Source organism: Pseudomonas sp. P4_D7 (assembly GCF_056401755.1).
On sequence record NZ_JBFUIR010000017.1, the window covers coordinates 62,222 to 78,592 of the forward strand.

Sequence of the window (16,371 nt, forward strand, 5' to 3'; positions counted from 1 at the left end):
TTCCTTTCGTTGGGGGTGAGTTACAAAGGCCACCGGAAGCCAAGGCTGGCACCCGGTGGCTGCAGCAGCCAACACTCACCAGTCCTGGCGCGTCGGCGAAATGATGAGGTCGTTGACGGTGACGTTTTCCGGCTGGTTGAGCGTATAGATCACCGCACGGGCAACATCGTCAGGCGCGATGGCGATGCGGTTGAGTTCCTGGGCGGCCTTGCGCCCTTGCAGATCACTGACCTTGTCCGCCCAACCGGTATTGATAACGCCGGGGCTGACCGTGTTGACGCGGATGCCATGCTGTACGCCCAGTTCCTTGCGCATGGACTCGGTCATGGCCTGCACAAAAAATTTGGTAGCGCTGTAAACACCCGCCGCCGGCCCGACCTGATGGCCGGCCACCGAGTCCATATTGAGGATCTGCCCGGACCGCTGCTCCAGCATCACAGGCAGCACTGCCGCAGTAGCGTTGAGATAACCCTTGATGTTCACGTCGATCATCTTTTCCCAATCCTCCACGACCAGATCGACCCAATTGGAGAACAGCATCAGCCCGGCGTTATTCACCAGAATGTCGACACCGCCATAGGTGTCCTGCGCGAACCTGGCGAGTGCTCTGGTTTGCTCAAGCCGGGTCACATCAGCAGTAAAAGCGACCACGTCATGGCCGGCCTCACGCAACTCGGCGACGAAAGCCTGTAAGCCCTTTTCGTCCAGCGCAGCGACAACCACACGAACCCCTTGTGCCGCCAGCGCACGCGTCGTGGCCGCGCCGATACCGGAAGATGCACCGGTGACGATGGCGACTTTGTTGTGTAGATAATTCATGTTTCGTTCCTCTTTGCAGTGAATGCGATTGCGCCCGGTCGGTGTCAGGGTTGCCATTCAGGCGTTAGCGGTTGGCCAATCGATGTAGCCTTTCGCGCCACCGCCGTAGTAACTCTCACGCGGGGCAATGGTCAGTTCGAGACCATGGCGTAAGCGCTCGACCAGGTCGGGGTTGGCAATAAACAAACGCCCAAACGCCACCGCATCGATACGGCCCTGCGCCCGACGCTCAAGCGCCATCGCCAGGTCATAGTTGTTGTTGCCAATGAACGCGCCGTCGAACTGCGCACTCAGCGCGTCAAGATCCACGCCCGCAGGAACGCTGCGAGAAGTGGCCGTGGCGCCTTCGACGAAATGCAGGTAGGCCAGATTGAATCGATTGAGTTGCTGGATCAGGTAGCCGTAAGTCGCCATGACGTTGCTGTCGGGCGGCGTATTGCCGGCATCGGGCGTTACCGGAGACAGGCGGATACCGACACGGTCGCTGCCCCAGATGGACGCCACCGCTTCCGTCACTTGCAGCGTCAGCCGCGCACGGTTCTCGATGGAGCCGCCATAGAGGTCCGTGCGCTGATTGGTCGAATCACGCAGAAACTGGTCGAGCAGATAACTGTTGGCCGAATGCACTTCGACGCCATCGAAGCCGGCTCGCTTGGCATTCTCGGCGGCGAGTTTGTACTGCTCGATGATTCCGGGAATTTCCGCGATCTCAAGCGCGCGAGGCATCGATACCTCGACAAAACCTTTCTCGGTATACGTGCTGCCCTCAGCCTTGATGGCCGAGGGTGCGACCGGCGCTTCGCCATTGGGCTGCAACTCGACACTGGAAAAACGCCCCACGTGCCACAGCTGGCAGACGATTTTTCCGCCGGCCGCGTGCACCGCATCGGTGACTTGTTTCCACCCGGCGACCTGCGCTTGCGACCAGATGCCCGGCGTCATCGCATAGCCACGTCCCTGAGCGGAAATGTTCGTCGCCTCGGCGATGATCAAACCTGCACTCGCACGCTGAGCGTAGTAAGTCGCATGCATTTCATTCGGTACGCCGTCGTCGGCCATCCGGCTGCGCGTCACGGGGGCCATGACAATTCGATTGGCCAATTGCAGCGCGCCCATCTGCATGGGCGAAAAAAGGTCGGTATCAACAGCGTTATCAATCATAAGCACTCCTATTCAATAGACCGGTCGTCTAGTAAAGCAACCCAAAAAAAACGCCCCTGCGCCAGCGGGCGTGCACTCGTTATCGGTGCGGTTTCAAACGTGAGGGTCCGACGCTTGAAGGCTCACACTTCGGCAGCGGGATGAACACCTGACGGTTCAAGCGCTGCCCTTTCCCACTTGGCAATCACCAGCGGTGCGATGGCATTGCCCAATACGTTCAGCGTGGTCGTACCGCTGTCGATGATCCTGAAAATACCCGCGATCAATGCCACGCCTTCCAGGGGCAGACCGGCCGAAGCCAACGTAGCGGAGAGGATGATGATGGCAAACCCGGGCACCCCCGCCGCGCCTTTGGACGTCAGGACCATCGTCACCACTAGCAGGATCTGCTGCGACAGCGACAGGTCGATGCCATAGAGCTGCGCGACGAAGATCGTCGCGACGCCGAGGAAGATCGAAGCGCCATCCAGATTGAATGCATAACCCACCGGCACCACGAAACTGACGATCCGCCGCGGTACACCGTAGCGCTCCAAACGGCTCATCAACTGCGGCATGACGGCGGCGGATGCGGCACTTGAGAACGCCAGAATCAATTCACTGCGGAAGTAGCGAATCAATTTGAAAATGTTCTCCCCAATCAAGTAGCAAATGCCGCCGAGTATCACCAGAGCGAACACAATCAGCGCCAGATAAACCACCCCGATCAACTTGAGCAATGGCAACAGCGAGGCAAAACCAAAGGTCGCGACCGTGGCGCCAATCATGCCGAAGACACCAACCGGCGCGTAGGCCATGACAATAGAGACCACTTTGAACATCGCATCGGAAATGCTCTGAACCACCGCGATGGCTGGCGCACTTTTTTCTCTTGGCAGCGCATTCAAAGCGAGGCCGAACAGCACGGCGAAGAACAGTACCGAGAGCAATTTCGCTTCCGACATCGCCACCAGAACATTATCCGGCACGATGTTCTGCACGATCACCAGCGCGCCTTTCGAGGGCTCCATGTTGATCGATGCCGTGCCATGCGAAAGGCCGGAAATATCGGTGCCGCTACCCGGTTCAAAGAGGTTTGCGAAACACAAGCCGATGACAATGGCCAGCGCGGTAATAGCAAAGAAATAACCCAGCGACTTGATGCCCATGCGGCCAAACGACTTGTTATCGCCACCGCCAGCGATGCCCAGAATCATGCAACAGAAGACAATCGGTACAACCACCATCTTCATCATCTTGATAAAGATGTCACCGAGGGGCTTGAGGATCTCTGTACTGACCCACGTTTGATATTGCGGATGGGTATTGAAATACCAACCGACGAGCACGCCAAGCAACAGCCCGRCAACGATTTGCCACACCAGGGGAATACGTTTCATGTCTAGCCTTTTTGTTGGAAGGAAAGGTCTGCGTCAGCGGCAGTTGCTAGAGTCATGAGCTTCCAGCTCACTAGGGACCAAATGGCACAACCGGGTTGTGCCATGACGGTTGTCACTTGGCGAAGAGCTGGCTCATATCCTTGAACGCCTTGAACTCCAGGGCGTTACCGCAAGGATCAAAGAGGAACATGGTGGCCTGCTCACCCACCTGCCCTTGAAAGCGGATGTAAGGTTCGATCACAAACTCGGTGCCAAAGGACTTCAGACGTTCGGCCAATGCTTCCCACTGTTGCCATCCCAAAATGATGCCGAAGTGCGGAACAGGGACGTCGTGACCGTCGACCGGGTTGCTGTGAACGCTTTCCTGGGACGCGGTTTTCGGGTGTTCATGAATCACCAGTTGGTGGCCATAAAAGTCGAAATCGACCCACTGAGTACTGGAGCGCCCTTCTTCAAGACCAAAGACTTCACCGTAAAAGGTGCGCGCTGCAGCCAGATCGTAAACGGGGATAGCGAGGTGAAAAGGCGAGAGGCTCATCAGAAACTCCAATCATGTTTTTGTTGGTTGGTGAACATTCCTGCCGTCATCGGCGCCTTGGGTTCAGCCGCTGCCGGGGGATGGGAAACATCCTAGGGCGGAAAACCAAACATAAAAATCAATATATATTTCTTAGAAACACAATTAATATTTGTGAATGATCAAAGAACTGAAGACACTCATCGCCGTAGCACGCGAAGGTACTTTCGCTGCAGCCGGCAACAGGATCGGCCTCACGCAGGCTGCCGTCAGCGCCCAGATCCAGCGCCTGGAAGCCGAACTCGGCTTCGAGCTTTTCGACCGAAAGGGGCGCTCGGCACACCTCAACAGAATGGGCCACCAGATACTGCTGCAAGCGCAAGAACTGCTCAGGCTCTACGACAGCCTCGGCTCGACAACGGTGGGGCTGCCGCCCAGCGTGCTGGTCAACATTGGCGCCATTGCGTCGGTGCAGCGCTCTTATCTACCCGATGCACTCGCGAAGTTTCACCAGCACTGCCCGCAGTGCAGATCCCGGATCGTTCCGGGGTTGTCGATGGAACTGGTCAACCTGGTGGATGCTGGCGAGATCGACATGGCCGTGATCATCCGACCCCCCTTCTCACTGCAAAGTGATCTGCGCTGGACCACGCTGGCGCTGGAGCCTTACCGGTTGATCGTGCCACGCGATGTGCCGGGCGATGACTGGGCCCAATTGCTTTCCAGCCAGCCATTCATTCGATACGACCGCTCCTCTTTCGGAGGCAGGCAGGTCGACCGCTTTTTACGGCAGATGCATTTCACCCTGCACGAGGTCTGCGAGCTGGATGAACTGGAGGCAATTATCAAACTGGTCGAAAACGGTGTCGGCGTGGCGCTGGTGCCGCAGACGGCGCCCGACTTTGCCTGGCCTGCCGGCGTCCGGGTGCTCGACCTCGGTCAGCACACGTTCCACCGTGATATCGGGCTGGTGCACCGATCGCGCCAGACCTTCACCGAACCTGTACGGATGCTGGCCGAGCTGATCAGTGCGCAGGTCAAGATCGGCTATGACTGAGTGCAGGGTTGCGCCTTCACAAAGCACAGCCATTAACCGCATCAATAACAACCATTGATTCAATGAAGTTCTCTTATCAATAGCACGGCGTAACATCGGCTCCAGACCTGACCACTACCCCAAGGAGCACACACTCATGAAACGCCAAGCCCTTCTCAGCATCGCTTTCTCATTGTTCGCCCTGAACGCTGTTGCCGCTCCCGCGACTCAAACCGATCCGCTGTTCAGCGACGCAGTAGCCGCCGCCACCCAGACTGATCCGCTGTTCAGCGATGCCGTTGCCGAAGGGGGTTCCGACCGTTTGCTCGAACGCCGCGCCGTCTGAGTGCAGCGCTTTACCGCCGTCACCGAATAAAGGCCCGACCTCACCCGTCGGGCTTTTTGCGTCTGCAAGTTCTGCTCACCTACCCTGCTCTGCCGGAAACTTTTCCTCGCCAATCGCCTCGATCACCTAACCTCATAGACTGTGTGATCCATTCGAGCCGCCTCACCCATGCGCAACACATTGAAGTCGTTGTTTTTTGTCGCATTCATGCTGCTGGTTGGCGGCAGTCCGACGCTATTGGCCGCCGACTTGCCGGCGCCGGCAACCACCGCCGCCGCGCCGCTGCCGGTGATTTCGCAAAGCGAACTGCAGGCGCTGCAACAACGCCTCGACGGCCTCAAGCAACAGATTTCCGCAGCGAACAATTACAACCAGCTCGAAGGCCCGCAGGATCGGGTGCAGGCGTTCATTCTGGATGTCGATCGGTTGTCGACGGCGTTGTTGCCGCAGCAGGCGCAACTGGCGGTGCAGTTGGGGGTGCTCGGCGCGGCGCCGGATGCTGATCTGGCGGCGGAACAGGCGGATATCGTAGTGCAACGGGCAGCGCTGGCAGAGCAGAAAAGCAAGGTCGACGGAACCCTGAAGAGCCTGGCGGCGTTGAAGCAGAGCGCGGCGGACCTGATTACGCAGATCGCCGGCATTCGTCGCACGTTGCTCGAGAGCGAGTTGACCTTGGGCACTGACAGCGTGCTGAGTCCGAGTTTCTGGTCACCGCTGGTGAATCCGACCGACGATGATCGTCAGCGTCTGCGTTTTTTCGTCGATCAAGTACGTGATACCTGGGCCACGGTTTGGGCGCCAGGCGAACGCCTCTTCACCAGTATCCTGGTGCTAGTGGCGCTGATCATCTGGACCTTCGGTCGCCGGCTGGCCGAACGCGGTCTGACCTGGGTGTGCATTTACCGCATGCCCGAGGGACGTCTGCGCCGCAGTGCGCTGGCGTTCGCCTCGGCGCTGGCGACCATCGCCACCACCGCCATTGCCCTGCAATTACTGTTCTACGCCTGCACCCGTCATCAACCTTTGCCGCCAGTGCTGGAAACCTTCTCCGAAGAGTTCGAAAAGGTCGTCTATGCCTGCGTACTGCTCACCGGGTTGAGTCGCGCGTTGCTGTCGACCGAACATCCCTCGTGGCGCCTGCCGGCGATTGCCGATCAGGTGGCGCTGGCGCTCAGGCCCTACCCGCGCATTCTGTCCTGCACGTTATTGGTGCTGGTGACGCTGGTGCAGGTGAGCAATGCCACCGGCATGAGCAGCCAGATCGTGATTGCCGGACGCGGGGTCATTTCGATCGTTGTGCTGGCGATCGTGACGGTCCTGTTGTTGCGCGTCGGCAAAGTGCGCAAGGCGCTGGTCGCGGCCAATGATGCGGCAGCAGCGAACAGTACGTTTGCCGGGGTGATTTACACCATCGCCAGCGTCTCGATGTTTGTCTCGGCGATTGCCTTGCTCGCCGGCTACGTGTCGCTGGCGCGATTCATCAGTTATGAGTTGGTGTGGGCCTACATCGTCTTGTCGGGTTTCTACCTGCTGATCCAGTTGATCAAGGACGCCTGCGAGCACGTATTTTCACCCAGACATGCGAGCGGCAAGGCGCTCAAACAGTTATTGGGCATCGGTGATCGCCGCCTCGATCAGATCTCGATCCTGCTGTCCGGCTTCAGTCGGGCCGCGCTGATGCTGCTGGCGGTGATCGCTCTGTTTGTCGGTGGCATCGGCACCACGCTCGGGCAACTGGCGAGCAACATCATGGCGATCCTTGGCGGCGCCGGGTTGCGCAAGCTGAACATCGTCCCCGGCCACCTGCTCAATGCCGTGCTGGCGCTGATGATCGGCATCTGGCTGATCCGCGCCCTGAGTCGCTGGCTCGACAACGAGTTCCTGCCCAGGACCGACATGGACCCCGGCATGTGTGCCTCGTTGAGCACGCTGTTTTCCAACATAGGTTACGCCTTCGTGATTCTGCTGACGCTGTCGTCGCTGGGCGTGCAGTGGACCAATCTGGCGTGGATCGTCAGTGCGCTGTCGGTGGGTATCGGCTTCGGTTTGCAAGAGATCGTGAAGAACTTCGTCTCCGGCCTGATTCTGTTGACTGAACGACCGGTGAAGGTCGGCGACCTGATCAGCATCAGTGGCGTCGAAGGCGACATCCGCCGCATCAACGTGCGCGCCACGGAAATCCAGCTCAGCGACCGCTCGATCGTCATCGTGCCCAACTCGCAACTGATCTCGCAGAACCTGCGCAACGTCACGCTGGGCGGCAGCGCGCAAGGCGTGGCGTCACTGGAACTGGTGTTCCCGCTGGATATCGATCCCGAAGAGGTCAAGGAACTGTTGCTCAACACGTACAAGGAGAACGAAACCATCCTCGATAAGCCAGCCCCTTTTGTGCGCTTCAGCAAGTTGTCGCCGGACGGGATTACCTTGACGGTGACTGGTTATGTGGGCAGTCCGAGGATTGTCGGGGTGACCAAAAGTGATTTGTTGTTCGAGATTCTCAAGCGCCTTGGAGCGGCGGGAATCGCGTTGGCGAAACCGGCCGGGACGACCTGATCGGGTTATTCCCGAAGCGCCTAAATGCCTGCCTTTTCGGTCTTTATTGGCGGTCAGAGCGCAACCTTTTACTCAAGCGGTTCACCCGTCGTCCAATAAGGATGTTCCATGCCTCAACGTCTTTTACTGGCGGCCTCGTTCCTCGCTGTCGCCGGTTGCGCCAGCCCTCCTCCTGCGTCCGTTCACACCCATGATCCCGCCAGTTCGTCCTTGCAAGGTGATATTTCGCGGCCGGCGGAGGTGTCCTTCTAGAATCAGAAGCCCCTCACCCTAGCCCTCCCGAAACGTCGGACCGCCCAAAGGGAGAGGGCACCGATCCGGGGATATTGGAGGGATACGCCGACCTGAATTTGCTTCACCGAATCCATAATCGACCTCGACCTGTACTTCCCTCACCGAATCCATAATCGACCTCGACCTGTATTTGCCTCACCGAATCCATAATCAACTCGGTCTTTCAGGTCGACGTAGCGCTCAAGATCACCCCGGTCAGTCCCCTCTCCCTCTGGGAGAGGGTTAGGGTGAGGGTGAGGGAATCAGACGACTCGGTATCAAGCGTCCTGCAACGCACGTGGCCGTTGGCTGCGTTGTTCGGCACTGGCGTCCGGCGCCGGTTGCAGCTGGAAGTCGAACTTCAGCTCGGCATAACGCCCCGACGCTGCGTCTTCACGGAACACAACCTCCCCGACCAAGCCTTCACGGGTCGCGTAGGCGAAGTCATCCCACAGGTATTGATCACCCGACAGATTGATCTGCGTGGTCAGGTGCCGATGCCCCGGCGCGCTGATAAAGAAATGCACATGGGCCGGACGCTGGCCATGGCGACCGAGTTGGTTCAGGCATTCCTGGGTCGGCCCTTGCGGGTCGCAGCCGTAGCCGGACGGCACGATGCTGCGAGCGCGGTAGCGGCCTTCGGCGTCGGTGATGATGCGTCGACGCAGGTTGTACTCAGACTGGCTCGGATCGAAAAACGAATAGGTGCCCTTGGTGTTGGCGTGCCACAGGTCAACGGTGGCACCGGACAACGGCTGGCCATGCAGATCGAACACCTGGCCTTCGAGGTGCATGACGGTGGCGACACCCTCCTCGCTGCCGTCATCCATTCGGCATTCACCTTCGCACAGGGGCGCGCCGGCCACGTACAGCGGGCCTTCGATGGTGCGTGGTGTGCCGCCGGTCAAGCCGATCTGTGCATCCTTGGCGTCCTGCAACAGGTCGAGGAAGTGCTCGATGCCAAGGCCGGCGACCAGTAATCCCGCCTCCGAACGAGCGCCCAGACGGTTGAGATAGTCGACCGCTTTCCAGAACTCGTCCTCGCTGATTTCGAGGTCTTCGATGATTTTCGCGCTGTCCTGCAAGATCCGCAGAACGATGGTTTTCAGCCGGGAGTTACCCTCGTCGTTGGCGAAACCGGCGGCTTCTTTGAAGAAGGCTTGCAACTCGGCGGTGTGGGTAATTTTCACGGTCATGGTGGTTACCTCATCTTGTTGTTTTGTTGGCGCAGTTCTCTTATTCAGCGCACTTCCCCTGTGGGAGCGAGCTTGCTCGCGAATGCGTTGTGTCATTCAGCATCTATGGTGACTGGCTCACCGCTTTCGCGAGCAAGCTCGCTCCCACAAGGGAAATGCGGCGAGCTCAGAATTAGCGGTCGTCGCTGTGGATCGACGACGGATGCCGGCACAGGCCGTCGACCTCGATGTCCATGTAGGGAAACAACGGCAAGCGCATCAGCGTGTCGTGCAGGGCCTCGACGCTCGGCACATCGAACACGCTGTAATTGGCGTAATGCCCAGCGATGCGCCACAGGTGTCGCCATATGCCTTCGCGTTGCAGCCGTTGGGCCAGTTCCTTCTCGTCAGCCTTGAGCCGGGTGGCCAATGACGGGTCCATGTCGACGGGCAATTTCACCGTCATTTTTACGTGGAACAGCATGGTGACTCTCCTGATTCAGTGGCGACGAAAACGCGCCAGACGCTCTTCGTCCAGCGTCAGACCCAGGCCTGGAGTTCGCGGGACGTGCAAGTGGAAATCGCGGTACTGCGGCGTTTCGGTGACGATGTCTTCGGTCAGCAACAACGGGCCGAACAGTTCGGTGTCCCAGGTCAGTTGCTTGAGTGTGAGGAAGGCGTGCGCCGAGGCCAGCGTGCCGATGGAGCCCTCGAGCATGGTGCCGCCGTAAAGCGCGACGCCGGCAGCCTCGGCGATCTGCGCGGTGCGCAACACAGCACGCGGGCCACCGTTCTTGGCGATTTTCAGGGCGAACACACTGGCGGCGCCGTCGGCGGCGAGGCTGAAAGCATCCTCGACGCTTTCGATCGATTCGTCGGCCATGATCGGCGCCGGGCTGCGCTGATTCAGGCGAATCTGCCCGGAGCGGTTGACCCGCGAAATCGGCTGTTCAATCAGGTCGATACCGTTGTCACCGAGCACCTGACAGCCGCGAATCGCTTGGGACTCATCCCAATACTGGTTGACGTCGACCCGCACACTGGCGCGCTCGCCCAAGGCTTTTTTGATCGCCACGACGTGCTTGAGATCCTGCTCCAGCGGGTTGGCGCCGATCTTCAATTTGAAGATGCGATGGCGGCGCGCGTCGAGCATCTGTTCGGCTTCGGCAATGTCGCGGGCGGTGTCGCCGCTGGCCAGGGTCCAGGCCACTTCAAGGCTGTCTCGCACGCGGCCGCCGAGCAACTCGCTGACCGGCAGACCGAGGCGCTTGCCCTGGGCATCGAGCAGTGCACTTTCGATGCCGGACTTGGCGAAAGTATTGCCCTTGGCGATCTTGTCGAGCCGCTGCATCGCCACGTTGATGTTGTTGGCGTCCATACCCACCAGCGCCGGCGCCAGATGCGCATCGATATTGGCTTTGATGCTTTCCGGGCTTTCATAACCGTAAGCGAGACCGCCGATGGTGGTGGCTTCGCCGATGCCTTCAATACCATCGCTGCAGCGCAGTCGCAGAATCACCAGCGTCTGCTTCTGCATCGTGTGCATCGCCAGTTTGTGCGGGCGAATGGTCGGCAGGTCGACGATGATCGTCGTCAGGTTTTCAATCAGAATTCGCTGCATGTCTGTGTCCTTTACAGAGTGATCAACCAAGGTCGCCGCCACCGACCGGCAGGGTCACGCCGGTGATGTACGAGGCGTCATCGGAAGCCAGAAAGAGGATCGCGCCGACCTGTTCGTCGAGGCTGCCGTAACGTTTCATCAGGCTGCTGTCGAGGGTTTGCGCGACGATCTCTTGATACCAGGCCTGCTCCTGCGCTGACGGTTCGGCGGCATTGCGCGGGATGCGCCGGGGCGGCGCTTCGGTGCCGCCCGGAGCCGTGGCGTTGACGCGAATGCCGCGCTCTGCGTTTTCGAAGGCCAGACATGCTGTGAGTGCGTTGATGCCGCCCTTGGCGGCGCCGTACGGCACCCGATTGACGCTGCGGGTGGCAATCGATGAAACGTTGACGATGGCGCCGCGCCCTTGCTTGAGCATGTACGGCAGCGCTGCGTGGCAGCACCACAGCGTCGGGAACAGCGAACGGCGCACTTCCGCTTCAATCTGTTCGACTTCGTAATGCTCGAACGGCTTGGCCCAGATCGTGCCGCCGACGTTGTTGATCAAAATGTCGAGACGGCCGAAGGTGTTGATGGCTTCAGCCATGACCCGCGCGCAATCGGTGTATTGCTCAAGGTCGGCGGTCAGCGCGAGAACGCCCTCGTCTTGCAGTTCGTGAACCAGTTCAGAGCGATCGACGGCGACGACTTGTGCGCCTTCGTTCAGCAGGCGTTCGCAGACGCGGCGGCCGATACCCTGCGCCGCGCCGGTGACCAGCGCGATCTTGTTGGAGAATCTGTTGTTCATGACAACCTCGAAAGAAGGGTTTCAGGCAGCCGCAGCAGCGAACTTTTCGTAGTAGAAGTTCGCCGGGGTGATGCCCTGCTCGCGGATGTAGTGGCTGACCGCTTCGACCATCGGCGGCGGGCCACACAGGTACACGTCGACATCGCCTTCATTGAGGTGGCGCGGTTCAATGTGCTGGGTGACGTAGCCCTTGAGTGGATGCGCACTCAGCGGGTTGGCCACGCAGGCGCCGAAACTGAAGTCGGGAATGCGGGCGGCGAAGGCTTCGAGACGATCGAGTTCGACCAGATCGAAATCGTTGGTCACGCCGTAGATCAAATGCACGGGATGATCGCAGCCCTGCTCGGCGATCTTTTCCAGCATCGCGGTGAACGGTGCCAGGCCTGTGCCGCCCGCCAACAACAGCAGCGGCCGCTTGATTTCGCGCAGGTAGAAACTGCCCAACGGCCCGGCCAGGTTCATGCTGTCGCCGGCCTTGGCCAACCCGGTGAGAAAGCTGCTCATCAAGCCACCAGGCACGTTACGAATCAGAAAGCTGACCTCGCCGTTTTTCTGCAATGAGCTGAAGGAATAAGCGCGGGTCTGCTCGCTGCCGGGCACTTGCAGATTGACGTACTGGCCCGGCAGAAACGCCAGTTTGCTCAGCGCCTCGCCCTTGATCGACAGCGCGATAGTGCTCTCGGACAATTGCCGGACAGTGCTGATCGATGCCTGGAAGTTCGCTTGTTCGGTCTTGCACACCTGCGAGCCGGCCGGCACTCGCACCACACAATCGCTTTCAGCGCGCATCTGGCAGGTCAGCACATAACCTTGCGCGAGTTCATCGGCGCTCAAGGCGTCTTCGATGAAATTGTCACCCATGTCGTAACGCCCTGCCTCGGCGAAACATTTGCAGGTGCCGCAGGCGCCATCGCGGCAGTCCAGCGGGATGTTGATGCCTTGGCGATACGCCGCGTCGGCGACGGTTTCATGGCCGCCGGCCTCGATGAAACGGGTGACGCCGTCTTCGAAATTAAGCGCAATCTGGAAATTCATGGTGCACCTCGCCGTGTCGACTAGATGTGGTAGATGTCGATGACCTGACGGACGTAATCGTTTTTCAGCACGACTTTCTTGGCCTTGATCAGCGGCTGTTCGCCACGCAGATCGAGGGTGTAGAAACTGCTGCCGAAGTAGCTGTCGGTGACCTGATAGCGGAAGCTCAAGGTGTGCCAGTTGAAACGCACTTGGCATTGCCCTTCGCTGTGCTCGACGATCTCGATGTTGCTCAGGTTGTGTGAGGTGCGAGTGTCGGGAATGGTCGCGCTGGAGCGCTCGGTCTTGATCCGGAAGATGCGGTCTTCGAGGCCGCCACGGTTGCCGTACCAGATCAGCGAGATTTCGCTTTGCGGGTCTTCGGTGAGGGTGTCGTTGTCGTCCCAGGCCGGCATCCAGAAGGTCGCGTCGGCGGCGTACAGCTCCAGCCATTGATCCCACTGGCCGTCATCGAGATAGCGCGCTTCGCGGTAGAGAAAATCGCGCACGCTGTCGTAGAGGTTGCTCATCACACGGCCTCCACAGGGATCAGTTGTGATTCGCTGGCAGCGGCTTTGAGCATGGTTTCCTGCCAGTACTTGTGTTGCAGCACGAACAGACCTTCGTCTTCGGTGCGCATGCCGGAGAGCAGTGGTTTAAGGTCGATTTCTTCGGCTGCTGCGTCGGCGCCTTCAACCCAGTGGGTCGCGCCCCGGGACATGTCGTTCCAGCCACGCCCGGCGCCGTAACCGGTCTGGCACGAGCGGAACTCTTCCAGGTCATCCGGCGTGGCCATGCCGCTGACATTGAAGAAATCTTCGTACTGCCGAATGCGCTTGGCGCGGGCCTCGGCGCTCTCGCCTTTGGGGGCGATGCAGTAAATGGTGATTTCAGTCTTGTCGACCGAGATTGGCCGGGCGATGCGGATCTGCGAACTGAACTGATCCATCAGATACACGTTCGGGTACAGGCACAGGTTGCGCGAGTTTTCGATCATCCAGTCGGCTCGAGCCTGACCGAAATCCCGGGCGAGTTCATCGCGGCGCTCGTAGGCGGGACGGTCTTCGGGGTTGGCCCAGCGGGTCCAGAGCAGCAGATGGCCGTGGTCGAAGGAGTAAAAACCGCCGCCCTTCTTCGCCCAGCTGCCGGCACTCATGGTCTTGATCGCTTCGCCCGCTTCGCGCTGTTGGCGCTGGTTCTGGGTGGCGGCGTAGTTCCAGTGCACCGAACTGACGTGGTAACCGTCGGCACCGTTTTCGGCGGTGAGTTTCCAGTTGCCTTCGTAGATATAGGAACTGGAACCGCGCAGTACTTCCAGGCCTTCTGGCGACTGGTCGACGATCATGTCGATGATTTTTGCCGACTCGCCCAGATGTTCGGTGAGGGATTTCACATCGGCATTCAGGCTGCCGAACAGAAAGCCGCGATAGGACTCGAAACGCGCGACTTTGGTCAGGTCATGGGAGCCTTCGCAGTTGAAACCTTGCGGGTAACCGGCTTCGCTCGGGTCTTTGACCTTGAGCAGTTTGCCGCTGTTGTTGAACGTCCAGCCGTGAAACGGGCAGGTGTAGCTGGAGCGGTTGCCGGACTTGTGCCGGCACAACATGGCGCCGCGATGGCTGCAGGCATTGAGGAACGCATTGAGCACACCGTCCTTGTTGCGCGCGATGAAGATCGGCTGACGCCCCATGGTCGTGGTCAGAAAATCGTTGTTGTTGGGGAGCTGGCTTTCGTGGGCGAGGTAAATCCAGTTGCCTTCGAAGATGTGCGCCATCTCCAGTTCGAACAGCCGCGGATCGGTGAACATCTCCCGCTTGCAGCGGTAGGCGCCCTTCTCCTTGTCTTCTTCAAGCATGGCATTGAGGTAGTCGATTCCCAGGGACATGGCCGGGGCCTCCATTGTTATTGTTCAGGCCAGGTCAGATTAGGGAGGCGATGCAGGAGGCAATAGCCGAATCCTGCAGATCGCTATCCGATTTGTGCAGGATGGCGCGGCAGGTGATTCGGGGAAGTTTCAGCGGGGAGTGTTAGTGGCGGCGTTTGAAGGTCTGCGACGGCAGTTCACCGAACTGCTGGCGATAGCTTTCGGAGAAACGGCCCAGGTGCAGGAAGCCGTAGTCGAGCGCCAGCTCGGTGAGGTTGCGCACCGGGCAGCTTGGGTCACTGAGGCAGGCGTGGATGCGCGCAAGCTTGCGTTGGCGGATGTATTGCATCGGCGTAACGCCCAGTTGGCGTTCAAACAAGGTGTACAGCGAGCGCGGGCTCATGCTCGCCTGTGCGGCCAAATGTTCAGCCGGCAAATCCCGTTTCAGGTTGCGGTCGATGTAATCGACGATGCGTTCGAAGCTGATGTTCGGTGCACTCAGGCATTCACGACTGACGTTGGTGCTCATCAGCGAGATCAGTTTGCTGCCGATGATCTGCGCGTAATGCTCCTGCACCCGCAGCAACGGATCGCTGGCCTCGGCTTCTTGACAGATCATCGCGAGCAGGTTGGTGAAGCCTTCCAGTTCATCCAGCCGATAGTGATTGCGCAGGAAACGGATACCGCTTGCCGGACGCTGCCAGCGCTGCTCGTCACACACCGATTCAAGCACGCTGACCGGCACCTTGAGGATGAATTTCTCGCAATCATCCGAGTAAGTCAGATCGACCGGATCATCCGGGTTGATCAACAGCAACTCGCCCGGCACCAGATGCTGCTCGCGCTTGTGCCCGCGCCACAGGCAATTGCCTTGCAGCAGCACTTGCAGATGGTAAACGGTCTCCAGGGCCACGGAGGTCACGCGTACGCTGCCGCCATAGCTGATGCGGGCCAGATCGAGATCGGCGAGTTTGCGATGGTTGAGGCTGGCTTGCGGGTGGGTGGTTCTGGACAGGCCGATGAAGTGCTGGCCGACGTGCTGATTGACGTAGTCGGAGACGGCATAAGGGTCAGCGTGACGAAATACGCTGCTGCGATCGCTCAGCAGATGGCTGTCCATGGGGCGTTGCTCGTTGTTGTCGTTATTTTGGTTTCATGGGGTTTCAGGCACATCGAGCCACAGTACGCCGGAGTGTCGGAGGGGGCAATTGGACGAAGGTTTGGGTACTCGATAATCGAACACTTTTTGCGGATTACAGACTGGTTTGAACTTCGCCTACACTTGCCGAAGAAATCCCCTACACRCCAAAAAACCCGATACAAAAAAATCCTACTTATGACAGTTTTATAAAACAAAAAAAGCCCGTTTCAGTCGAAACTGAAACGGGCTTCTCCCACCTCAACGGCCGTTACTTCAGGTCGTCAAAGTGGTCTCGCAGGAACTCGTAAAAGCGAAAGGCTTTAAACAATCTCCATACAAGGCTCAGCGTACGCAGCAAAAGCTTCATACGTTTTGGCCTCCAGGGCTGGGGGCCAAACCTCCAGCAAGCTTACCGGACCATGCTTGCTTTCAGCCTGAACGTCAGTTCGACTAGTGAGGCGGCCGGTTGAAAGCCCTCTGAGCCATCATCCCGGCACGGGTGCAAAACCGTGTCAAAGGGAATGAAACTGTTAAGTTTTCCAGCCAGACCTCACTACCGAACTAACATATGAGCGCCTGCATCATAACCTCAATAAAAAGATTTCATGCAGAGAGTTCTATTGCCTTTGTAAACCGTTATTTCTGCCTGTTTATTAAAATAAACAGATCTGGAAAAAGTCGTTCAAAA

General features: G+C 58.9%; 15 protein-coding genes. 3 read left to right on the plus strand and 12 right to left on the minus strand.

The window, feature by feature from the left end; all coding sequences use genetic code 11:
• Window positions 1-75 precede the first annotated feature (75 nt).
• From AC1DVF_RS13520 to AC1DVF_RS13535, 4 genes are all read right to left on the minus strand, one after another.
• Window positions 76-819, minus strand: a complete 744-nt coding sequence (locus AC1DVF_RS13520; protein WP_477782599.1) for an SDR family oxidoreductase — start codon at window positions 817-819, stop codon at window positions 76-78.
• A 57-nt stretch (window positions 820-876) separates the two neighbouring features.
• The gene (locus tag AC1DVF_RS13525; RefSeq protein ID WP_460090697.1) at window positions 877-1,980 is read right to left on the minus strand and encodes an alkene reductase; all 1,104 of its coding nucleotides are present in this window, start codon (window positions 1,978-1,980) and stop codon (window positions 877-879) included.
• A 122-nt stretch (window positions 1,981-2,102) separates the two neighbouring features.
• Window positions 2,103-3,359, minus strand: coding sequence for a cation:dicarboxylate symporter family transporter (locus AC1DVF_RS13530; RefSeq protein WP_477782600.1), 1,257 nt, complete (start codon window positions 3,357-3,359; stop codon window positions 2,103-2,105).
• Window positions 3,360-3,471: 112 nt separating this feature from the next.
• A complete protein-coding gene (locus AC1DVF_RS13535; protein ID WP_026000724.1) occupies window positions 3,472-3,897 on the minus strand; it encodes a VOC family protein in 426 nt (141 codons plus the stop codon).
• Window positions 3,898-4,054: 157 nt separating this feature from the next.
• On the opposite strand from AC1DVF_RS13535, the gene AC1DVF_RS13540 reads away from it, so the two are divergent.
• From AC1DVF_RS13540 to AC1DVF_RS13550, 3 genes are all read left to right on the plus strand, one after another.
• A complete protein-coding gene (locus tag AC1DVF_RS13540; RefSeq protein WP_093433422.1) occupies window positions 4,055-4,933 on the plus strand; it encodes a LysR family transcriptional regulator in 879 nt (292 codons plus the stop codon).
• Window positions 4,934-5,069: 136 nt separating this feature from the next.
• Window positions 5,070-5,258: a hypothetical protein gene (locus AC1DVF_RS13545; RefSeq protein ID WP_186624177.1), complete on the plus strand. Its 189-nt coding sequence runs from the start codon at window positions 5,070-5,072 to the stop codon at window positions 5,256-5,258.
• A gap of 168 nt (window positions 5,259-5,426) precedes the next feature.
• Window positions 5,427-7,811: a DUF3772 domain-containing protein gene (locus AC1DVF_RS13550; RefSeq protein ID WP_477782601.1), complete on the plus strand. Its 2,385-nt coding sequence runs from the start codon at window positions 5,427-5,429 to the stop codon at window positions 7,809-7,811.
• A 551-nt stretch (window positions 7,812-8,362) separates the two neighbouring features.
• Here AC1DVF_RS13550 and catA read toward each other — a convergent pair.
• The 8 genes from catA to AC1DVF_RS13590 all read right to left on the minus strand — a co-directional run bounded on the left by catA (window position 8,363) and on the right by AC1DVF_RS13590 (window position 15,662).
• Window positions 8,363-9,280 carry a catechol 1,2-dioxygenase gene (catA, locus tag AC1DVF_RS13555; protein WP_477782602.1) on the minus strand — a complete coding sequence of 306 codons (918 nt, stop codon included), beginning with the start codon at window positions 9,278-9,280 and terminating at the stop codon, window positions 8,363-8,365.
• A gap of 172 nt (window positions 9,281-9,452) precedes the next feature.
• Complete coding sequence (gene catC / locus AC1DVF_RS13560; RefSeq protein ID WP_116255671.1) at window positions 9,453-9,743, minus strand: muconolactone Delta-isomerase; 291 nt, start codon at window positions 9,741-9,743, stop codon at window positions 9,453-9,455.
• Window positions 9,744-9,758: 15 nt separating this feature from the next.
• Window positions 9,759-10,880, minus strand: a complete 1,122-nt coding sequence (locus tag AC1DVF_RS13565; RefSeq protein ID WP_477782603.1) for a muconate cycloisomerase family protein — start codon at window positions 10,878-10,880, stop codon at window positions 9,759-9,761.
• 22 nt (window positions 10,881-10,902) lie between these two features.
• Complete coding sequence (locus AC1DVF_RS13570) at window positions 10,903-11,664, minus strand: 1,6-dihydroxycyclohexa-2,4-diene-1-carboxylate dehydrogenase (RefSeq protein ID WP_477782604.1); 762 nt, start codon at window positions 11,662-11,664, stop codon at window positions 10,903-10,905.
• Between the two features lie 21 nt (window positions 11,665-11,685).
• A complete protein-coding gene (gene benC, locus AC1DVF_RS13575; protein WP_093433476.1) occupies window positions 11,686-12,699 on the minus strand; it encodes a benzoate 1,2-dioxygenase electron transfer component BenC in 1,014 nt (337 codons plus the stop codon).
• A gap of 20 nt (window positions 12,700-12,719) precedes the next feature.
• The gene (gene benB / locus AC1DVF_RS13580; protein ID WP_093433479.1) at window positions 12,720-13,208 is read right to left on the minus strand and encodes a benzoate 1,2-dioxygenase small subunit; all 489 of its coding nucleotides are present in this window, start codon (window positions 13,206-13,208) and stop codon (window positions 12,720-12,722) included.
• Window positions 13,208-14,563, minus strand: a complete 1,356-nt coding sequence (benA, locus tag AC1DVF_RS13585; protein ID WP_034155477.1) for a benzoate 1,2-dioxygenase large subunit — start codon at window positions 14,561-14,563, stop codon at window positions 13,208-13,210. The genes benB and benA overlap by 1 nt, the downstream gene beginning before the upstream one ends.
• 142 nt (window positions 14,564-14,705) lie before the next feature.
• A complete protein-coding gene (locus tag AC1DVF_RS13590; protein ID WP_477782605.1) occupies window positions 14,706-15,662 on the minus strand; it encodes a helix-turn-helix domain-containing protein in 957 nt (318 codons plus the stop codon).
• Between the last annotated feature and the right edge of the window lie 709 nt (window positions 15,663-16,371).